16 protein-coding genes are annotated in these 19,760 nt (G+C 70.2%); 10 read left to right on the top strand and 6 right to left on the bottom strand.

All coding sequences use genetic code 11. The features are described 5' to 3' along the window. Positions 1–213 precede the first annotated feature (213 nt). The 6 genes from ACZ7HQ_RS23920 (at position 214) to ACZ7HQ_RS23895 (ending at position 6,796) form a co-directional block, all read left to right on the top strand. Positions 214–1,425: an acyl-CoA dehydrogenase family protein gene (locus ACZ7HQ_RS23920; RefSeq protein ID WP_470993357.1), complete on the top strand. Its 1,212-nt coding sequence runs from the start codon at positions 214–216 to the stop codon at positions 1,423–1,425. 68 nt (positions 1,426–1,493) lie between these two features. Next, positions 1,494–2,585, top strand: a complete 1,092-nt coding sequence (locus ACZ7HQ_RS23915) for a zinc-dependent alcohol dehydrogenase (RefSeq protein WP_470993354.1) — start codon at positions 1,494–1,496, stop codon at positions 2,583–2,585. 139 nt (positions 2,586–2,724) lie between these two features. After that, the gene (locus ACZ7HQ_RS23910; protein WP_470993352.1) at positions 2,725–4,242 is read left to right on the top strand and encodes an alpha,alpha-trehalose-phosphate synthase (UDP-forming); all 1,518 of its coding nucleotides are present in this window, start codon (positions 2,725–2,727) and stop codon (positions 4,240–4,242) included. 47 nt (positions 4,243–4,289) lie between these two features. Then, complete coding sequence (locus tag ACZ7HQ_RS23905) at positions 4,290–5,213, top strand: UTP--glucose-1-phosphate uridylyltransferase (protein ID WP_470993349.1); 924 nt, start codon at positions 4,290–4,292, stop codon at positions 5,211–5,213. Between the two features lie 49 nt (positions 5,214–5,262). Then, positions 5,263–5,769: a flavin reductase family protein gene (locus ACZ7HQ_RS23900; protein WP_470993347.1), complete on the top strand. Its 507-nt coding sequence runs from the start codon at positions 5,263–5,265 to the stop codon at positions 5,767–5,769. Continuing rightward, positions 5,759–6,796, top strand: a complete 1,038-nt coding sequence (locus ACZ7HQ_RS23895; protein WP_470993344.1) for a Gfo/Idh/MocA family protein — start codon at positions 5,759–5,761, stop codon at positions 6,794–6,796. Before ACZ7HQ_RS23900 ends, ACZ7HQ_RS23895 begins: the two co-directional genes overlap by 11 nt. Here the strand turns inward: ACZ7HQ_RS23895 and ACZ7HQ_RS23890 are convergent. Beyond that, positions 6,780–7,385 (bottom strand): CGNR zinc finger domain-containing protein, encoded by a 606-nt coding sequence (locus ACZ7HQ_RS23890; RefSeq protein ID WP_470993341.1) that lies wholly within the window; start codon positions 7,383–7,385, stop codon positions 6,780–6,782. The genes ACZ7HQ_RS23895 and ACZ7HQ_RS23890 overlap by 17 nt on opposite strands. Positions 7,386–7,538: 153 nt before the next feature. Between ACZ7HQ_RS23890 and ACZ7HQ_RS23885 the strand changes: the two genes are divergently transcribed. Together ACZ7HQ_RS23885 and ACZ7HQ_RS23880 are read left to right on the top strand one after the other, a co-directional pair. Then, entirely contained in the window at positions 7,539–8,798 is a 1,260-nt protein-coding gene (locus ACZ7HQ_RS23885; RefSeq protein ID WP_470993338.1) for an MFS transporter, read from the top strand. A 273-nt stretch (positions 8,799–9,071) separates the two neighbouring features. Beyond that, complete coding sequence (locus ACZ7HQ_RS23880) at positions 9,072–10,598, top strand: GMC family oxidoreductase (protein ID WP_470993335.1); 1,527 nt, start codon at positions 9,072–9,074, stop codon at positions 10,596–10,598. Positions 10,599–10,650: 52 nt separating this feature from the next. Here the strand turns inward: ACZ7HQ_RS23880 and ACZ7HQ_RS23875 are convergent, their stop codons facing one another. Together ACZ7HQ_RS23875 and ACZ7HQ_RS23870 are read right to left on the bottom strand one after the other, a co-directional pair. Next, positions 10,651–10,854: a DUF397 domain-containing protein gene (locus ACZ7HQ_RS23875; protein WP_470993332.1), complete on the bottom strand. Its 204-nt coding sequence runs from the start codon at positions 10,852–10,854 to the stop codon at positions 10,651–10,653. Positions 10,855–10,862: 8 nt separating this feature from the next. Beyond that, a complete protein-coding gene (locus tag ACZ7HQ_RS23870; RefSeq protein ID WP_470993329.1) occupies positions 10,863–11,714 on the bottom strand; it encodes a helix-turn-helix domain-containing protein in 852 nt (283 codons plus the stop codon). A 170-nt stretch (positions 11,715–11,884) separates the two neighbouring features. On the opposite strand from ACZ7HQ_RS23870, the gene ACZ7HQ_RS23865 reads away from it, so the two are divergent. Both ACZ7HQ_RS23865 and ACZ7HQ_RS23860 read left to right on the top strand, forming a co-directional pair. Then, complete coding sequence (locus ACZ7HQ_RS23865; RefSeq protein ID WP_470993326.1) at positions 11,885–12,310, top strand: ATP-binding protein; 426 nt, start codon at positions 11,885–11,887, stop codon at positions 12,308–12,310. Then, entirely contained in the window at positions 12,310–13,206 is an 897-nt protein-coding gene (locus tag ACZ7HQ_RS23860) for a hypothetical protein (RefSeq protein WP_470993323.1), read from the top strand. Before ACZ7HQ_RS23865 ends, ACZ7HQ_RS23860 begins: the two co-directional genes overlap by 1 nt. Positions 13,207–13,285: 79 nt before the next feature. Here the strand turns inward: ACZ7HQ_RS23860 and ACZ7HQ_RS23855 are convergent, their stop codons facing one another. The 3 genes from ACZ7HQ_RS23855 to ACZ7HQ_RS23845 all read right to left on the bottom strand — a co-directional run bounded on the left by ACZ7HQ_RS23855 (position 13,286) and on the right by ACZ7HQ_RS23845 (position 19,450). Further along, positions 13,286–13,573, bottom strand: a complete 288-nt coding sequence (locus ACZ7HQ_RS23855; protein WP_470993320.1) for a hypothetical protein — start codon at positions 13,571–13,573, stop codon at positions 13,286–13,288. Between the two features lie 565 nt (positions 13,574–14,138). Further along, a complete protein-coding gene (locus ACZ7HQ_RS23850; RefSeq protein ID WP_470993317.1) occupies positions 14,139–18,800 on the bottom strand; it encodes a putative T7SS-secreted protein in 4,662 nt (1,553 codons plus the stop codon). Continuing rightward, complete coding sequence (locus ACZ7HQ_RS23845; RefSeq protein WP_470993314.1) at positions 18,800–19,450, bottom strand: hypothetical protein; 651 nt, start codon at positions 19,448–19,450, stop codon at positions 18,800–18,802. Before ACZ7HQ_RS23845 ends, ACZ7HQ_RS23850 begins: the two co-directional genes overlap by 1 nt. Positions 19,451–19,760: the final 310 nt, after the last annotated feature.

Below are 19,760 nucleotides of genomic sequence, written 5' to 3'. Positions count from 1 at the left end.
CGCTCCTACCCCACTCCGCTCTTTTTCCCTCTCCCCTTCCCCTCTCCCCACGAAGTTGACCCCCCCCCCTCCCCCCCCCGCCCCCCCCCCCCCCCCCCCCCCCCCCCGCTCCTGCTGTACGGGGTCCTTGCGACGCCGGTCTCCCGCACGGAACTTCCCGTATTGAACAGGCCTGCCCGCTGCCTACGCTCCCAGCGACCCGAGGAGGTGGGCATGGCACACAACCACGACGGCGAGCAGCCTCTCGCCCTGATCGACGAGAAGCCCGTGTCGGCACAGACGGCACAGTGGCTCTCCCGCGTCGACGAGATCGCCCCCGTCATCGAGAAGTGGCGCGAGGAGGGCGAGCGGCAGCGCTTCTCGCCGCTCCCGGTCTTCGAGGCGCTCCAGGGGGCGGGCATCCACCGCATGCTGGTCTCCCGTGACCTCGGCGGCTCACAGGTCCCGCTGGAGACCGGCTCACACGTGCTGCAGGCGCTGGCCCGCATCGATCCGGCCGTCGCCTGGCAGATGGGGGTGCAGGCCGCCATCGGCCGGCTCTCGGACTACCTGCCCGAGCCGGCCGCACGCGAACTCTTCCTGGACCAGGACGCGTTGGTGGTCGGCTCGGTCAACCCCACGGGCACGGCCGAGGTCGTCGACGGCGGTTACCGCCTCTCCGGGCGCTGGGGCTTCGCCAGCGGTTCGGCCCACGCCGCCTGGCTGGTGTGCGCGGCCCGGATCACCGTCGACGGCGCACCGCGGACCACCGAACACGGCCCGGAGATCCGGATGCTGTTCGTCCCGAAGTCCGCCGTACGGATGCTGGACAACTGGCACACCCTCGGGCTGCGCGGCACGGGCAGCGAGGACTACGAGGTCGACGGCGTCTTCGTCGCCGAGCGGTACACGGTGGACCAGCACGCCATGTTCGCCCCGCCCCCGGCCCGCCCGTCACGTGGCTACGGCATCAGCTACTACGACTTCGGCCTGTTCGGGTCGTCGTCGACCGTCCTGGGCGCGGCCCGGGGAGCGCTGCGTGAGTTCCAGCGGCTCGCCGCCGCGAAGAAGCCGATGGCCGGCACGACCACGCTGGCGGCGAGCCACACCGCGCAGGAGCGGTTCGCCCGGGCCGAGGCACAGGTGCGGGCCGCCCGGCTGCTGCTGGCGGACGCGGCCTGGCACGCCGAACGGTTCGGCGAGAGCGGCGGGGACGCGCTGAGCGCCACCGTCCGGCTGACCGCGGCGACCGTCGCCGACCTCAGCTGCACGGCAATCGCCGGCCTGTTCACCGTGGCGGGCACCTCGTCGCTGTACGCGAGCAGCATGCTCGAACGCTACTTCCGTGACGCGCACTCGGCCGCCAAGCACATCACCCTGTCGCCGACCAACGTCGAGATGACAGGCCAGTACCTCCTCGGGGGCGGCCTCAGCATGCGCCGCTGACCCGGCCCACGCCCCGGCCCCGCTCCTGTAGAAACCGCGATCAGCCCGGAAGGACAACCATGCCGACCATGAAGGCCTTTCAGCTCGTAGCCCCGCGCCAGACCGTCCTCGCCGAGGTGCCGCGCCCGGCCGTGCCCGCCGACGGACTGCTGCTGCGCACCCGCTGCGTGTCGATCTGCTCGACCGACATCTCCTTCTTCGAAGGGCACCTCTTCCCCTCCGAGTACCCGATCATCCTCGGGCACGAGTACCTCGGCGAAGTCGTTGAGAAAGGACCGGAGTTCACCCGGTCCGACATCGGGATCGGCGACCGGGTCGTGTACTGGGGGCAGACCGACTTCGGCGGCTTCGCCGAGTACCGCTCGCTGCGCCCGGTCTTCTCCGGGGAGACCAAGGAAGACGTGTTCTGGGCCGACCGGAACTTCCACGACGACCTGCGGGCCGCCGCCGTCAAGGTTCCCGACGCGCTCGACGACCTGCAGGCGTCCTTCATCGAACCCACCACCGGCGCGCTGCGCTCCATACTCGCCAACCCGCCGAAGATCGGTGACAAGGTCCTCATCATGGGCACCGGTCCCATCGGCATCATCGCCGGCAGCGTCATCAAGCGCCTGCTCGCCCCGAACCGGGTGGTGTCCGTCGACGCCAACCCGGTGCGCAACCAGCACGCCGAGGAGCACTTCTCCGAGCGTGCCTACCTGCCCGAGGAACTCATCGCCGAGGTCGAGGAGAACACCTTCGACTACGTCTTCGACGCGCTGCCCACGGTCCGGGTCGACGACGAGGAGAAGGACCCCCGGCGGGTGGCCATGCGCCGGCTGAAGCCCAAGGGCCGGTACGTGCTGTACGGGGCCTCCCAGGAGATGCAGAAGTTCGACACCTGGCTGATGCTCGCCAAGGGCATCAACATCAGCGCCTCGCCCTTCGACGTCACCGCGTTCCCGATGCACCACTCCGCGAACGTGATCCAGGCGGCCATGCAGATGCTGCTGTCGGGCATCGTCGACGGCAGGCGTCTGCTCTCCACCGTGCACAGATTCGACGACTACGACGGTCTCGTCGAGATCTTCAAGAACTACCGCAGCACCACCGATCTGAAGACGATCGTCGACTTCCGCGCCGCCCAGGGTCTGTCCGGCGGATCACGCCGGGATCGCTGATACGACGCCGTTGCCTGGAGCCGCCCTGATCCGCCGGACAGGCCCTGGCCCAGCCCACCGCACATGCTGCCGAGCCCGGCGGGCACCCCTGCCCCCGCCGTGTCCGCCGGGTCCGGCCCCTGGAGAAGGGAAGCAGGACGTGGACACCCCAAGGCCCCCTCGCACCGCGGACGATCCCCGGAAGGCCGCGGCGCCCGACGCGGACTTCGTCGTCGTGGCCAATCGTCTCCCCGTCCATCTGGACACGAGCGACCCGGGCGCACCGCGCTGGCGGCGCAGCCCGGGCGGACTGGTCAGCGCGCTCGAACCGATCCTGCGGACCCGGCGGGGCGCGTGGGCCGGGTGGGCCGGAACCGTCACCGGTGACACCCGCCCCGCCCTGCCGGACCAGGACATCCGGCTGCACCCGGTGCCCCTCGCCGAGGACGAGTACCGGGACTACTACGAGGGTTTCTCGAACACCACCCTGTGGCCGCTGTTCCACGACGTCGTGGTGCCGCCCGACTTCGACCAGGCGTGGTGGCACAGCTATCTCCGGGTCAACCAGCGGTTCGCCCAGCACACCGCCGAGCTGGCCGCACCCGGGGCCACCGTCTGGGTCCAGGACTACCAGCTGATGCTGGTCCCGGCACTGCTGCGGGCCCTGCGCCCCGACGTGCGCATCGGCTTCTTCCTGCACATCCCCTTCCCGCCGCCGGAGCTCTTCCTCCAGCTCCCCTGGCGCAGCCAGATCGTGGACGGTCTGCTCGGCGCCGACCTGATCGGCTTCCAACTGCCCGGCGGCGCCCAGAACTTCCTGCAGCTGGTGCGCCGGCTGCACCGGGGCGAGAGCGTGAGTCGCGCCCCCCGCTCGTCCCTGCTGGGCAGTGTGCTCGTGCGGGGCCGGGAGGTCCGCGTCGGCGCCTTCCCGATATCGGTCGACTCGGCGGGCCTGGAGGAGCTGGCCCGCAGCGAGGCCGTACGGGAACGGGCGCGGCAGATCCGCCGGCAACTGGGCGGGCACCGAAGGATCATGCTGGGGGTCGACCGGCTCGACTACACCAAGGGCATCGACCAGCGGCTCGGTGCCTTCCAGGGGCTCCTGGCCGACGGCCGGGCCAGTGCCCGGGACACCGTCCTGGTGCAGATCGCCACTCCGAGCCGGGAACGGGTCGAGCACTACCGGCGCCACCGCGCCCGGATCGAGGCCCTCGTCGGGCAGATCAACGGCACGTTCGGGGAGGTCGGCCAGGTCCCGGTGCACTATCTGCACACCACGGTCGACCGCGCCGAACTCGCCGCTCTCTACGGCGCCGCCGACGTCATGCTGGTGACACCGCTGCGCGACGGAATGAACCTGGTCGCCAAGGAGTTCGTCGCCGCCCGCCCCGACCTGGGCGGGGCACTGGTGCTCAGCGAGTTCGCCGGCGCCGCACACGAACTGACCCGGGCGCTGCTGGTCAACCCGCACCATCCCGCCGAACTCCAGGACGTCATGGCCGCCGCGCTGGACCAGGACGCGACGGAAGGGCGCCGACGTATGCGGGAACTGCGGCACCACGTCCGGGAACGGGATGTCCACCACTGGGCCCGCTCCTTCCTCACGGTGCTGCGCACCGGCGGCGGCACGGTGCCCTCCGACTCCGGCGACCAGCCGCAGGCGGCGATCGTCGCGTAACAGCCGTCGCCCCCCGGCACACCACTCCAACGATGCGGAGACCTCCCATGCCCGCCACGCCTTCGCCCTCGCCGTCCCCGCGTGTCCGCAAGGCCGTCATCCCGGCCGCCGGGCTGGGCACGCGCTTCCTGCCCGCGACCAAGGCCACCCCGAAGGAGATGCTGCCCCTCGTCGACAAGCCCGCCATCCAGTACGTGGTGGAGGAGGCCGTCGCCGCCGGTCTGGACGACGTCCTCATGGTCACCGGCCGCGGCAAACGCGCCCTGGAGGACCACTTCGACCGCAACGCCGAGCTGGAGACGGTCCTCACCGGCAAGGGCGACACGGCCCGGCTCGACCTGGTACGTGCCGCGACCGATCTCGCCACCGTCCACTACGTGCGCCAGGGCGACCCCAGGGGCCTCGGGCACGCGGTGCTGTGCGCCGCACCGCACGTCGGCGACGAGCCGTTCGCCGTGCTCCTCGGCGACGACCTGATCGACCCGGCCGAGCCCCTCCTGACACGTCTGACCGGTCTGCGGGAGGAACTGGGCGGCAGCGTGATCGCGCTGATGGACGTCGGCGCCGAGCACATCCACCGCTACGGCTGCGCCGCGGTCGAGCCCGGCGGCCCGGACGGTGTCGTACGGGTGACCGACCTGGTCGAGAAGCCGGCGGCGGGCCGGGCGCCCAGCACCCTCGGGGTCATCGGGCGTTACGTCCTCGATCCCGGCGTCTTCGAGGTGCTGGCCAAGACGGAACCCGGGCGCGGTGGCGAGATCCAGCTCACCGACGCCCTGCGCACCCTGGCCCGCGATCCCGCGATCGCCGGCCCGGTCCACGCGGTGGTCTTCACCGGCCACCGCTACGACACCGGTGACCGCGGCGAGTACCTGCGCGCCACCGTCCGCCTCGCCTGTGCGCGCGAGGACATCGGCCCCGAGTTCCGCGCCTGGCTGCGGACGTTCACCGCGCGGGAACTCGCCGCCTGAGCCGGCCCCGACCCCTTACCGAGTCACGCCCGAGGAGGCGTCGTATCCCATGTCCGTCGCTGCCGAAGAACTCGACTTCACTCGCGCCATGGCCCGTGTCCCCGGCCCCGTGGTCGTCACCACGACGGTCGACGAGAGCGGTCGCCGCTGGGGTTTCACCGCGAGTTCCTTCGTCTCCCTGTCCCTGGCCCCGCCCCTGGTGACGGTCAGCCTGGGCAAGAAGGCCAGTACGCACGCCGCCTTCACCGTCGCCGACCACTTCATGGTCAACGTCCTCGCCCACGACCAGCCGGACATCGCCCGGCGCTTCGCGACCTCCGGCATCGACCGGTTCGCCGGGGGAGACACCGTCGCCCTGGAGCGAGGACTGCCGGGCGTCCCGCAGGCGGTGGTCCGGCTCGTGTGCCGCATGCACGACGTCGTGGACGGCGGCGACCACAGCATCCTGGTCGGCCGGGTCCTGGACTGTGTCACCTCGGCCGGCCGGGAGGCGCTGGTCTACGTCGACCGAGGCTTCACCCGCACCACGGCACCGGACGTCGCCCGTGCCCACTGAGCACCCCGCGGCCGAGGGCCCGCACCGGCCGAGGGTCGCGATCCTGGGCACGGCACACCCCCATCTCACCGACCACCTGCGCGCGCTCGCCGGCCAGGCGGAGGTGTGTGCCGTGTACCCGGGGCGCTACGGAGCGGCCACGCCGCCCGGGTTGCCGGAGGCGGGCGGGGTGGCAGGCGTAGCCGGGGTGGCCGAGCCGGCCGGGGTGGCCGTGGTGGGTGAGCCGGTGGGTGCGCTTGCCCGGGCGGACCTGGCCCTGATCTGCTCCACCACCGCCGAACATCCCGGGCTGGTCGAGGTCGTGGCGCGGGCCGGTCTGCCGGTCCTGGTGGAGAAGCCCCTCGCGGCCACCGCCGGCGAGACCGAGGAACTGGCCGGAAGGCTCACGGCGGCCGGTATCCCGGTGGCGGTGGCGATGTTCCTGCGCCACGCTCCCGCGCTGCGCCGGGCCAGGCAGCTCCTGGCCGACGGCCGGCTCGGCAGGCTGGTGGCGTGCGACGCCCGGTTCACCCACCCCGGCCTGCTGGACGGGCGCTTCGCCCGGCCCGCGGCGGCGTGGCTGCTCAGCCCCGCGTGGGGCGCCCGTGGCGCCTTCGCCGACCTCGGTGTGCACCTCGTGGACCTGCTGCACTGGCTGCGGCCCGACGCCCCGCTGCGGGTACGTTCCGCCGTCCTGTCCTCCCTCCCTGCGGGCGGGCCCGGGGACGCCGGCGGCACGGCCCTGCTGGAGTGGGGCTCGGTCCCGGCCACCCTGCACGCGGGGTGGACGTCGTACCCCGGAGGGATCCGCCTGTATCTCGAGGGGACGCGGGGAACGCTGCACGTCGACGGCGGTGACCTCACGCTGACGACGGCGCGGGCGAGCCTGGCGGAGTCCCACCGCCCCCCGGCGGCGGGCGACGCGACGACCGTCTTCCTGGCCGACCCCCGGGAGCCCGCGTCCCCGGACGACGCCGTGGCGAGCGCGCGCGTGCTGGAGGCGATCGCCGAGGCCGCCGTACGACGCCCCGTCAGCCGGCCGCCGTAGGAGCGTGCTTGGTGCGCCAGGCGCTCTTCTTGGCCTGGTTGCCGCATGCGCCCATCGAGCACCAGCGGCGGTTGCCCGGGCGGGAGGTGTCGAGGAACCACGCGGCGCAGCGCGGTCCGGCGCAGGCCCGTACCCGTTCCAGCGCCGGGGAGGTCGCGAGGTCGAGCGCGTCGCGGGCGACGGCGGTGAGGACGGCGCGCACCGGATCGGCGGCGGTGTACGTCACCGAGCCGTCCTCGTCGAGCACCGGCACGGGAGGTGCCCCCGCGGCGGCGCGGTTCAGCAGGGCGCGATCGTCCGGCGGACAGCCGGCGGGCCCGCTGTCGCCGCGGGCCGCCGTCAGCAGTGCGAACACCGCCTCCCGCAGCTGCCGCGCCTGGTCCAGCACGTCCTGCGTCGGCTCCGGAACGGTCAAGTCGGCAGGGTACGGGCCCAGTTGGGCGACCCAGTCGGCCAGCGCCCCCGGCGTCGGAAGTTCCTCGGTGGCGCCGTCCATGCCGCGCAGCCGGAGCGTGCGCATGAAGTCGAGGCAGAGCCGCCCGGCACCGCTGCGGAAGCGGGCTGCCGTGGGCGCGGGGGAGAGGGCCATGAAAACCACCCTACTCCGGAACCGGTTTTACTGGTACCTTCGAGGAACCGGTTAAACCGGTTCTAGGTGGCCCTCTGCCGCCACCGTCCCGTTTCCGCCCCCCTCTCCCTGCCTCCCTTTCCTTGACCCTCTTTCCTTGACGAGGTGTGTGTCGTGCCCGCTGGCCCTCCTTCCTCCGCCTCGCCGACGCTGAGCCGGCGCCTGATCCTGCTGCTCTCCGTCGCCTGCGGCGTCGCGGTGGCCAACATCTACTTCCCGCAGGCGATCAGTCCGCTGATCGCCAAGGACCTGCACGTGCGGGCGGCCTCCGCGGCCGTCGTGGTCACCTGCGCCCAACTCGGTTACGCCGCCGGCATCTTCCTGCTGGTCCCCCTCGGTGACCGGCTCCGCCACCGCGGCCTGATCACCACCCTGCTGCTGATCACCTCCGCCGGGCTCGTGCTCGCGGGGACGGCCTCGTCCCTGCCCGTCCTCGCCGTCGCAAGTGCCCTGGTCGGTCTGACCACGGTGGTGCCCCAGATCCTCATCCCGATGGCGGCGGGCCTGACCGCACCGGAGCGCCGCGGCGCCGTCACCGGTACGTTGCTCTCGGGCCTGATCGGCGGCATCCTGCTGGCCCGCACCTTCTCCGGCACCCTGGGCGAGTGGCTGGGCTGGCGCGCCCCGTACCTCGTGGCAGCGGGTCTGGCGCTCGTCCTGATCCTGGCCATGGCCGCCGCGCTCCCGCGTACGACGCCCAGCACCGACCAGCGCTACCCGGCACTCCTGGGCGCCACGCTGCACCTGCTGCGCACCGAACCGCTGCTGCGGCGCTCCTGCCAGTACCAGGTCCTGGTGTTCGCCGCGTTCAGCGCCGCCTGGACCGCGCTCGCCCTGTACATCACCGGTCCCGAATACGACCTGGGCACTCCCGCCGTGGGTGTGCTGGCCCTGGTGGGCGCGGCGAGCATGTTCGCCACGCCGATCGCCGGCCGGCGCACGGACCGGAGCGGCCCCGACGCCGTGAACCTGGTCTGCATGATCGGTGCGATCGCCGCCGCGGCCGTACTGCTGACCGGTCGCCTGGGCGGCGCCGCCGGCCTGATCGGCCTGGGCGCGGGGATGCTGCTGCTCGACGTGGCCATGCAGTCGGGCCAGGTCGCCAACCAGGCCCGTATCTTCGCCCTGCGCCCGGAGGCCCGCGCACGCCTGAACACGGCGTACATGACCTGCGCGTTCCTAGGCGGCAGCGCCGGATCCTGGCTGGGCGTGCGCGCCTACTCCGCCTTCGGCTGGAACGGCGTGTGCGGCCTGGTCGCCCTCCTGGCGGGCCTCGCCCTGCTCCGCCACGCCCTGCGCGGCCGACCGGCCACACCCGCCGAGGTGCCGGTCACGACACCTGCGGGCACGGACGGCGTACCGGCAGGCCGCTGAGCCACGTCACGCCACGGCCGGCCACGGATCAGCCGCGCGCAGACGACCGCACGCAGACGACCGCGCGCAGACGACCGCACATAGACAACTGCATACAGACGACTGCACACAGATCACCGCCCAAAGACCACCGCACACAGTTCACGGACGCAGTTCACGGACGCAGCAAGGAGCTGTCATGGCCGAGAGACTCAGCCGGAAGAGCACCACCTGGGGAGTGAGCGTGCCGCCGCCCCCGGGGCCCACCGCCCTGGCCCGAGAGGCGGTCGTCAGGTGAGCCGGTGGGACTACGTCATCGTCGGGGCGGGCTCGGCCGGATGCGTGCTCGCCGACCGGCTCAGCGCCGACGGCACGACGCAGGTGCTCCTGATCGAGGCCGGCACCGGGAACCCGGAGACCCGCCCCGAGGTGCGGGTGCCGATCCTGTTCCCGCGCCTCTTCGGCGGCGACCTCGACTGGAACTTCGCGACGACCCCGCAGCCGGGCCTGGCCGACCGCTCGATCCCGATCCCGCGGGGCAAGGCGGTCGGCGGCTCCTCGGTGATCAACGCCCAGCTGTGGACCCGAGGGCACCGCGCGGACTACGACGGCTGGGCGGAGGCGGGCCTGACCGGCTGGAGCCACGACGACCTGCAGCCCTACTTCGACCGGGCCGAGCAGCGGATCAGCCTGGCCGGACTGCGCTATCCGCTGCCGGTGACCCCGGCGTTCGTCAACGCCTGCGCGCGGCTGGGCTACGCCCCGGCGGCCGAGGCCCCGGAGGGCTACGCCCTGGCCCGTGCGACCCACCGGGACGGCCTGCGGCACAGTTCGGCGGACGCCTACCTGGGCCCGGCCCGGGAGCGGCCGAACCTCACGGTGCTGGCGGACACGCTGGTGCGCCGCGTGCTGTTCGAGGGCACGCGCGCCACGGGCGTCGAGGTGGAGAACGAGTCGGGAGCCGAGCGCCTCCACGCTTCGCGCGAGGTCATCCTCTCGGCCGGTTCCGTGGGCAGCCCGCACCTGTTGCTGCTGTCCGGTGTGGGGCCGGCGGACGAACTGGCCCGGCACGGGGTGCCGCTGGTGCACGACCTGCCCTCGGTGGGCCGCGAACTGACGGACCACCTGCTCGTACCGCTCGCCTTCGAGGCCTTGGGCTTCCAGTCACCCGGGGCGGTCGCCTCGCCCGAACAGGTCGACCAGTACCTGCGGGACCGCAGCGGAACGCTGGACTCGATCATCTCCGAGGCGCTGCTGTTCCTGCGCACCCGCGAGGAACTCGACGCCCCGGACATCGAGGTGGTCCACCTGGTGGTGCCGCTGGGCGAGCACGAGCGGCCGGCGGCACACGGTATGGCGCTGGGCGTCATCCTCCTGCGCCCGCGCAGCCGCGGCACGATCAGTCTGCGCAGCGCGGACCCGCACGACGCCCCGCTGATCGACCCCCGCTATCTGTCCGACGAGGCGGGAGACGACCTGGCGACCCTGGTGAACGGCATACGTGCCGCACAGCGGATCCTCCAGCAGCCGGACCTCGCCCAGTGGCTGGGCAAGCCGCTCACGGACGGCGCGCTGTCCGACGACCTCGACGACATCGTGGCCTACGTCCGGGCCACGGGCGGCAGCATCCACCACCTGGTGAGCACCTGCCGGATGGGCACGGACGAGCACGCGGTGGTCGACCCCGAGTTCCGGGTGCGGGGCCTGACGGGTCTACGGGTGGTGGACGCCTCCGCGATGCCGAGCCTCGTACGGGCGCACACCCACGCCCCCGTCACGATGCTGGCCGAACGCGCAGCGGACGTACTGCTCCGCTCCTGACCCCGAGAATGCCCCGACCAGCAATCCCCCGGCTGGTCGGGGCACGCACGCGTCAGCTCCCCACGGCCCGCTCCCCGTCCCGCAGACCCCCGAGAAAAGCCCCGAAGGCGGACTTGGGGAAACGGAGGGTGGCCCTGGCGGGGGCCTTCGAGTCGCGGACGGCTATGTGGGTGTCCTGGTCGGCGACTTCGACGCAGTCGTTCCCCTCGCCTCCGCCGGAGAAGGACGACTTCTTCCACGAGGTGGGGATGATCATGCTGGTCCTCACAGCTCCTTCGCCAACTGGTGGATGAGGTCACGCGACTGCTCGGGCGACAGCGCCTGCTCCTTCACCTTACGGAAGAGCGTTCGAAAGTGCTTCAGTTGCGCCTCGGAGTCGACGAAGACCGTGCCGTGCGGAGCGTCGCGTACGACGGTGTCCAGCCGGGGGACCGCTCCACCCAGGTGCACCATGGTGCTTCCGGCTCCCGCGAAGTCGTCCAAGGCGAAGGGAATGACCCGCACGGTGACGTGATCGGCTTCGGACACTTCCAGGATGCGGCTCAACTGCGCCCTGGAGGCCTGCCGCCCGGCCACCCGGATGCGCAGCGCCGCCTCATGGATCACGGTCTCGTACGAGACGGCCCCGGGTCCGTCGATGACGACGCCTCGCTTCATCCGGTGCTCCACCCGGAGGTCCACCTCGCTGTCCGGGAACTCGGGGTTCATGTAGGCGAAGAGGGCCCGGGCGTAGTCCCGCGTCTGCAGGAGCCCCGGTGCGTGGATGACCGCCACGTCCTTACGGAACCTCGCATGATGGTCCAATTCGGCGAGGTCCTGGTAGGCGGCGGGGAGGACACCCCGGTATTCCTCCCACCACCCACGGGTACGGTCGGTAGCCATGCCGACGAGTGCATCGATCAACTCGCCGTCGGCGCACGCGTAATTGGCGGCAAGTCGGCGTACGCGCTGCTCGCTCACACCTGCGATCCCGGACTCGATCTGACTCATCTGGACGGAGTTCGTCCCCAGCAGGCTCGCAGCCTCGGTCGCTTTGAGCCCGGCGGCCTCTCGCAGTCTGCGCAGCTCGGTGCCAAGGCGGACCTGGCGTGCGGTGGGGTGCCGTCGTGCTGGCACGGAGTCCTTCCTTCCTCAACGGCCTTGGTGAGGCGACTCGTTCGGGTGCCAGGTTATGCGACCCGCTTGCAGCGAATGAAATTTATGTCCTACCGTCAGTGACGAAACACACACGCAGCGGAAACACGACGCCTGCGAAATCCCCTCTCACTGACCGGAGTTGACGACGCATGCCCGAAATCGAGCCCATCGAGTCCTGGGACTACACGCTCTACATCCCGAACGACGTCAGAGCGGTCACGGTGTGCCGCCGCACCCTGCGCCTGATCCTGACCCTGCACGGTCTGATCGGCATCGTAGACACGGCGGAGCTGCTGGCGGCGGAGCTGATGTCGAACGCCGTGCGCCACACGAAGGGGCCGGCCGCGCTGGGGGCTCGCCGCACCCCGGAGGGCACGGTGTGGATCGGGGCGTGGGACACCGACCCGGCCCCACCGGACCCGCCGCGCCCGCTGGGGCAGGTGGCGGAGCTGGAGTGGGAGGACGGGCGGGGGCTGGGGTTGGTGAAGGCGTGCGCGGAGTACTGGGGGTGGCAGCCGACGGCACGGTTCGGTGACCGGGGGAAGTACGTGTGGTGTGAGCTGGGGGCCGCGTGATGGTGGGCTCGTCGCATGAGGCGTTGCACCGGATCTTCCAGAAGGACCCGACGCTGCTGACGAAGGCGTTACAGAGGGTGCTGCATGTGCCGTTTCCCGAACCGAGGGAGATCGCGGCGCTGAACGTGGACCTGACCGAGATCGAACCGGTCGAGCGCCGGGTGGACACGCTGCTGCGGGCGGAGACGGACGAGGGCACGTATCTGCTGGTGGTGGAGTCGCAGGGGAAGGTGGACGAGCGCAAGCGGGGCAGCTGGCCGTACTACCTGTCCTACTTGTATGAGAAGTACCGCTGCGAGCCGGTGCTGATCGTCATCACCCAGAGCAGCAGGACCGCCCAGTGGGCCTCGCGCCCGATCCGGTTCGGCTTCGCCGGCTGGGACTCGTTGACGGTGCGTCCGTTGGTGCTGGGTCCGGACAACGTGCCGGTGATCGCGGACGAGCGGCAGGCCGAGAAGGACGTCCCCCTTGCGGTGCTCTCGGCCATGACACACGGGCGTGGACCGAAGGCTCCGGCCATACTGGAATCCCTGGCCGCCGCCCTGCGGACCATCGACCCCGACAGTGCCGCAGTCTTCGTGCAGTTCGTCGACTCCTGCCTGGCCGACCCCCAGGCGAAGCAGATGTGGAGGGATTTGATGACGGCGATCCAGTACTTCTGGCGACACCCCCTCGCCGAACAGGTACGCGAGGAAGGACGGGAGCAAGGCCTGGAGCAAGGCCGGATTCAAGACCGCCAGGAGATGACACTCCGCATCCTGGAGTGGCGCGGCATCCCCGTGTCAGACGCAGTCCGCCAGCGGGTCGAGGCCTGTACGGACCTGGACCAGTTGGAGGCCTGGGCCCAGCGAGCCGTGCGCGCTACCGAGCCGGCGGAGTTGTTCGACATGGAGTGAGCAAGCGACTGCGGGGCCGCTCGCTTCTCGATCAGAGTCGCGCTTCCGCGAGGAAGGGGCGGGCGGGCGGCCCGTAAGGTCAGGTTCCGAATTCGGCATCCAGGCGATCGGGCCAATCGGCGTGTTCGAGGCCTGATCCCATCAAGACGTCCCGGAAATCAATACACGCCACATCAATGCAATCGAGAAGCCGGTCTGTATTTCCAGCGGCATGGATAAGGGCGGCCGCGATAATTCTTTCCGTCTCGAACCTCCTTCTCTTTTCTAGGTCGTCCATTAACTCAAGGAGTAATTCCTCGACAGCTTGGCGATCTTCCTGGGTGTAGTCCTTGGTGATCCTTCGTTTGATTCGGTTGGACAGTTTCATGAATGTTACTTCCTCTTTTGAGGGTGGCGGCGGATTGGACCTCTACCGGTACCGCGAAACGGCTCACTGGCCGCCAGTGCGCCATCTTCGAGGAAAGCGCGAGGTTCCGGCTTCCGATGTGCGTGGTGTGTTGCTGCTCGCCGAGCATGTCGGCTGCGGGTATTCGGGTTTTATGCGGGATGGTACGCCCGGCGACCCTGCGCACACCTGGAAATTACTTTTCCGGTTAGGGGTCCACTCCAAATTCAGAATCCAGTCGATCGCGCCATTCCCCACTCTCCAAGCCGGATCCCATCAAGATGTCTCGCCAGTCTGACCGGGCCACTTGCACGGAGGTAAGGAGCTTGTCTACATCGGCCTGCCCGTGGATTAGGGTCGCGGCTAGGATCCTTTCCAGTTGGACATTTCGGTATTGGCTTAGTTCGACCGAAAGCTCGAGCAGGATGCTCGTGACAGCTTCTTGGTCGCCTTCCGCGTAGTCCCTGCTGATTCGACGTTTAATTCGAGGTGTCAGATCCATTTTCACCCTGTTTCGATTGTTCGGTGCCAGTCTTAGTGAGAGAACTTATCTCGGGTCAGGTGCTAACAAGTAATCTCCGACCTGATAGTATCCAGCCTTTTCGAGTTGCTTAAGCTCTCGTGAGAATACGGTAGGCCTTCCGGCATCGTTTTCGAGGTTGTCGGCCTTGGGTGACGCCAGGTACACGTCTCTGTGCTCGTCAATGATCCCCTGCATCCAGGCGTCGTTTTTCTCTTCCTTCCAGTCGGGAATATTCAGCACTTCATGCCCATCCCAGGATATGGCAATTTCGGTATCCGGTTGTCTGCCGATCACCACGAAAGGTCCATTCTTGGTCGACGGGGTTCGGCGTGAGTTGCTTGGGGGGCAATCCGGTGCCAGTCCTAAGTGATCCGTGAACGTGTATGGGTTGGTGACGTATATTGAGGGATTCGGCGCTGCTGCGAGCCCCAGCGGGTCCGAACTGAGGTAGCGGGCGGTTTCGGGGTCGTAAAGGCGGAAGAAGTTGTAGTGCAGGCCGGTTTCCGGGTCGTAGTACTGGCCCGGGAAGCGTAGCGGCGTGTACGCGGTGCTGTCCGTCGTCCACGCAGTTGTTCCCCACAATGTGCTTCTGGTGCGCCAGGCAATCTCGCCCTGCTCGTCAATGAGTTCGTTCGGTGTGCCGACGAGGTCGGTGACCATCGCGAAGAAGCGGGAGTCGATCTCCTCCTGTGGGGCGTCGGCCGCGGTGATGCGCTCCGTTTGGGTGAGGGGGCGTAGGCCCTGGTGGTCCCAGGTGAGGGTGACCGGGTTGGGGAGATCCGCAGACGTGGTTGTCTGTTCGCAGAGGGTGGTGCCGTCCCAGGTGAAGTCCACCCGTTCCAGGACCGTTTCGTTGTCCTCCGCCAGGCGGAGTTTTGCGGTGCGGCGGCCCAGGGGGTCGTAGGTGTAGCGCCAGCGGGTGCCGTCCGGGGTGACTACCGAGGTCAGGCGGTCTTCGGTGTCCCATTCGTAGCGCCAGGTGTCCGGTTTCCTGGACAGGCGGGTTTTCTGGCGGAGGGTGATGCGGCCGAGGGCGTCGTGTTCGTAGCGGACGTTGCCGGCGCGGGTGATGCGGGTGCCCGTGTAGGAGCGCGGGCCTGTTGCCTCGCCGCCCGGGTGGTCCGTCGGCCAGGAGGCCTGGGTCTGGTTGCCCGCCTCGTCGTAGGCGTACCGCTCCGTCCAGTTCGGCGCGTGGACCGCCCTTACCCTGCCCGTCGCGTCCAGGTCGAAGCGGCGGGTGCCGGACAGCTGGTCGTCGATGCCGATGACGTTGCCGTCGGATCGGTAGGTGTAGGACCGGTGCTGGACCCTGTGGCCTGCGGCGCCGGTTACGGACTGGGTGGTCAGGCGGCCCATCGCGTCGAAGGTGTGGTCAAGCGTGACGGTTTCGCCTAAGCGGCGGGTCAGTTCGCGGCCTGCCTCGTCGTACGTGAAGTCGATGGATCGGCCCGACGCCACCATGCCGGTGCGGCGGCCCGCCGCGTCGTACGACCACGTGGAGACGGCGCCCGTTGGCGTGGTGCGGCCGGTGCGGCGGCCCAGGGTGTCGTACGTGTAGGTGATCGTCCGGCCGTTGACCGTTTCGGAGCGCAGGCGGCCGAGGCGGTCGCGCAGCAACGTCAGTGTCGCGCCGTCCGGGCCCGTCGCCTGGGCGAGTTGGTCGGTCAGGTCGTACGCGTAGGTCGTGACCTGGCCGGACGCGTCCTTGCGGAGCACCTGGCCCAGCTCGTTGCGCTCGAAGGACACGACCTCGCCGAGCGCGTTCCGGCGCGAGACGAGGCGGCCTGCCGGGTCGTACCCGTACGTCAGCGTGCGATCGTCGAAGTCCGTCTCCGTTGCCAGGCGGCCGGCCGCGTCGTACTCGTACTGCCATGTCAGGCCTTGCGGGTTCGTGACCGCGGTCAGGCGTAGTTCCGTGTCGTGGGCGAACTCGTAGCGGATGCCGTCGGGGCCCGTGCGAGCGCTCAACAGGTCGAAGTGGGTGTATTCGAAGCGGGAGACGCCGCCAACTGGGTCGGTGTGGCTGGTGCAGTTGCCCTCGCCGTCGTACGTCCACGTCTCCGTCGTGCCGTCGGGGGCCGTGCGGCGGGTCAGGAGGCCCTCGATCGACCATTCCAGCCGCGTCGTAGCGCCGGTCGGCTCCGTGATGGCGGTTGGGCGGCCCACGGCGTTTCGTTCGTAGCGGGTGACCGCTCCCAGGGGGTTCGTCACCTCCACCGGGAGACCCGCGCGGTCGCAGACCACCCTCGTCGTGTTGCCCAGCGGATCCGTCACCGACGTCAGGTGGCCGGCCTCGCCGTACGCGAACCGGGTGGTCTGGCCCGCCGGGTCCGTCAGCGAGGTGCGGTTGCCCCGTTCGTCGTAGGTCTGGCGGACCACCGTTCCGTCCGGGTTCACCACCTTCACCGGCAGGCACAGGTCGTTGTACTCCGCCCTCGCCTCGCGCCCGTCCGGGCGGGTCACCGAAGTGAGGTTGCCTGCGGCGTCGTACTGGAACGTCGTCGTGTGGCCCAGTGGGTCCGTCGTGGAGAGCAGGCGGTTGTAGCGGTCGCGGACGTAATGAGTCGTTGCGCCCAGTGGATCGGTCTCGGCGACCACCTGCCACGCCGTGTTGACCAGGTAGCGGCGGGTGTGGCCTTCGCCCGTCGTCGCCGTCGTGGTGCGCAGGCCCGTTGCCGGGTCCGGATGCTCGTACGTCAGGCTCAGGGCCATGTGGCCTGCCGCGCCGCTCTCGGCTGTGCAGCGGTCCTGGTCGTCGTACTCGTACGTGTAGCCGCGGTCGTTGGTGTCCGTCCAGGACGTGACGCGGCCCCGGTCGTCGTAGGTGAAGCGGAGGGGCAGGCCTGAGGAGTTGATGACTTCTGTGAGGTCGCCGTCCGTGTAGGCGAAGCGCTTCAGTTCCTCGCCGGTCGCCGACAGGTGGTACGCCGTGACGCGGCCCGAGTCCGTGGTGATGCGAACGCCCTGGCCGGCGCTCGTGTGGACGGCCAGCGGGGCGCCCTCGGTGTCGTATTCGAAGGTGATCCAGTTGCCGTTGCGGTCGTCGATCTGTTCCAGGACCGCCAGGGCCGGGCCGCGGTCGGTGAAGTGCCGTACCCGGCCGGAGCGCGGGTCGGTGATCGTGTAGCCGCCGTCCACCCGGTCCAGGGGGAGGCGTGGCCCGTGGCTGGAAAGGGTCGGTACGCCGGGTGCGGGGTGGGGGTACGAGAGGAGCAGGCCGTCTTCGGTGACGAGGACGACTCCCTCCGCGTCGATCTCCAGGCGCTGGTCGAGGGTGGAGGACCAGGAGGGGCCGAACCAGCGGCCGAGGTGGTAGCCCGACTCGACGCGACGCCCGAGCACCAGGGGCAGGGCACCGGGGAGGGTGACGTCGGTCTGCGGCAGGTACATCCTGCCGGTGGCGAGGTCGATGGGGTCGGTGCCCTTGCTCTCCACCGCGTCGCCGGTCCGGGCGGGCTGCTGCGGGTCGTGGGCGACTGTTTCCCGGGCCGAGCCGCCGGCCGCGCCCTCCGCGCCGGCCCGTGCCTCGCGCCGTGCCGCGTCTTCCGCTGCTTGGCGTACCAGGCCTGTTTCCGCGGCGTCTTTGGCCAGGCCGATCTCCATTCCGGCGCCGTCGCCGAGGAACAGCTGGGGGAGTGCGCGGCCGCTGAACTCGGAGGGGTCCTCGCGGAATTGGGTCCACATGTTCTTCAGGGCCCGGTCGGGGTGCGTTCCGGTGGAGATCAGGCCGGCGAGGGTCATGTTGACGTTTTGCAGGTACTGGGCCGGGTGGGTGACGTTGTAGGGGTCGGAGGGGTCCAGGCCGCGGGCGAAGCTGATCAGCCCGGCGGTGCCTTTGACGACGCCGCCCACGAAGTGCAGGGCCTCGGTGTTCACGGCGCGGGCGCCGTCCATGGCGTCCGCCTTCCACCGGGCGAGTGGGGGCGGCTCGGCGGGGGCGTGCGCCAGGGCCTTGTCCACCGCTGTGGCCGCACCCTCGGCGGCGCGGTTGCGCTGTCTGCGGGCCTCGTGGAGGACTTCCTGGGCGTGCTGGACGTCGGCGGTGCCCGGGTCGTGGAACGGGCCCGGACGCGGGCCGGGATCGCCGCCCGCTGTCACGGCCGCGTTGTAGGCGTCGACCTTCGTGTTGTAGGCCTTCGCCGCCTCCTTCGAGGCCTGCGTGCCCTTCTCGTACAGGTCGATGGCCTGTTTGGCCTGTTTCTGCGCCCACTCGACGGTCTCGGCATACGCGTCCAGCGCCGTGGCGGCGGCGCGGCAGGCGTCCGCCGCCTGCAGCCACTTCACCGGGTGCAGGGCGAACTTCTTGCGGAACGCCTCGGCCGCCTCACCCTGCCAGGACGAGGAGTCCAGCTTCCGCATGCCCTGCCCGACGTTGTCGAAGGCGGTGTGGAAGTCCTTCAGATGGGCGGCCGAGGCCCGGATGGTGTCAACGCTGCCGTGGATCAGCTCGCAGGACAGGTCGGTTTCGCCGAGCTGTTTCTCACCCGGCGTCGCCCCCAGCAGGGAACCGGCACAGTCACCCGTGAGCCTGACGAGATCCGCGTACCTGTGCGCCCCGACGTGGTCCAAAAGGTCACCGGTGAGATCGGCCCCCTTCTCGATGCCCTTGCCGAGCAGCTTCTTACCCGAGTCGTAGAGGTGCTCGCCCTCCCCCAACAGCGAGTTGGTCACGTCCCCCAGACCCATCAGCCCGCACCGCCCTGCTGCCCGGCGGCCCTGGCACGGGCCTCGGGGGAAGGACCGAAGGCCTCGTCGAGGAACCTGTTGTACTCCTCGTCCGACATGTCACTGGGCTTCAGGCCCAGGTTGGCCCCGGCCTGCGAGGTCATCAAGTCACGGGAGGCGTCCGTCCAGCCCTGCCTGATGTTCTGCCCCGCCTCCTGGAAGGACTCCTTGCTGTAGTCCGGGTGCAGGTAGGCGTCGGCGGTGCCGTCCGCCCACCGGCTCCAGCTCATCTTCTCCACGTCGGCCTCGGAGGCGTACGGATTGCCCACCAGCGCGTTCGCACCCACCCGCAACGTGCCACCGACGTACTGATCCGTCTCATACAGCGTGCCCGCGGCCAGACCCACCTCGGCCGCGAACGCGTTGCCCTGCGCCACCAGCGCGCGAACCCCCCACTCCCAGCGCTCGCAGAACGACGCGAACTTCGCCGTCACATCCTCATGGCCCAGATCCATCCCGGACAGCTCCAGCTGCGAGAAACCCCGCCCGGCACCCGCCTCGCCGACCATGCCCAGGTCCGCCAACTCAGCCAGCGTCTGGGTGATGCCCTGCGCGATCAGGTCCAGCCCGGCGGCCTTGATGTCCTTGCCGCCACCCCCGTCCCCGCCCATAACGGCCCCTCTCCCCTCTCCGCTGGTCGACGGCGGCCCGGTCAACGACCGCCGCATCCGGCACGATCCCCACCACCGGCGGAAACAGCACGCCCCCGCCCTCGCTGCCCACATCCACAGCCACCCCGCACGGCACCCCGGCCGCCGGCACACCCACATCCAGCAACCGCGCCCCGAGAACCCGCCGGTAGGGCCACTCCCGCCCGCCCTCACCCCGCGCCAGCGCGAAACGCACCAGAGCCGCCTCGCTCGAGAACGCGTACACCCAGCGGACCCCGCCCAAGTCACCCGTCAAAGGCGCCTCGTCCCC

Source organism: Streptomyces sp. NPDC037290 (assembly GCF_055603245.1).
Note: the sequence above shows the minus strand (reverse complement) of the source record. Positions and strands in the feature narration are given on the sequence as shown.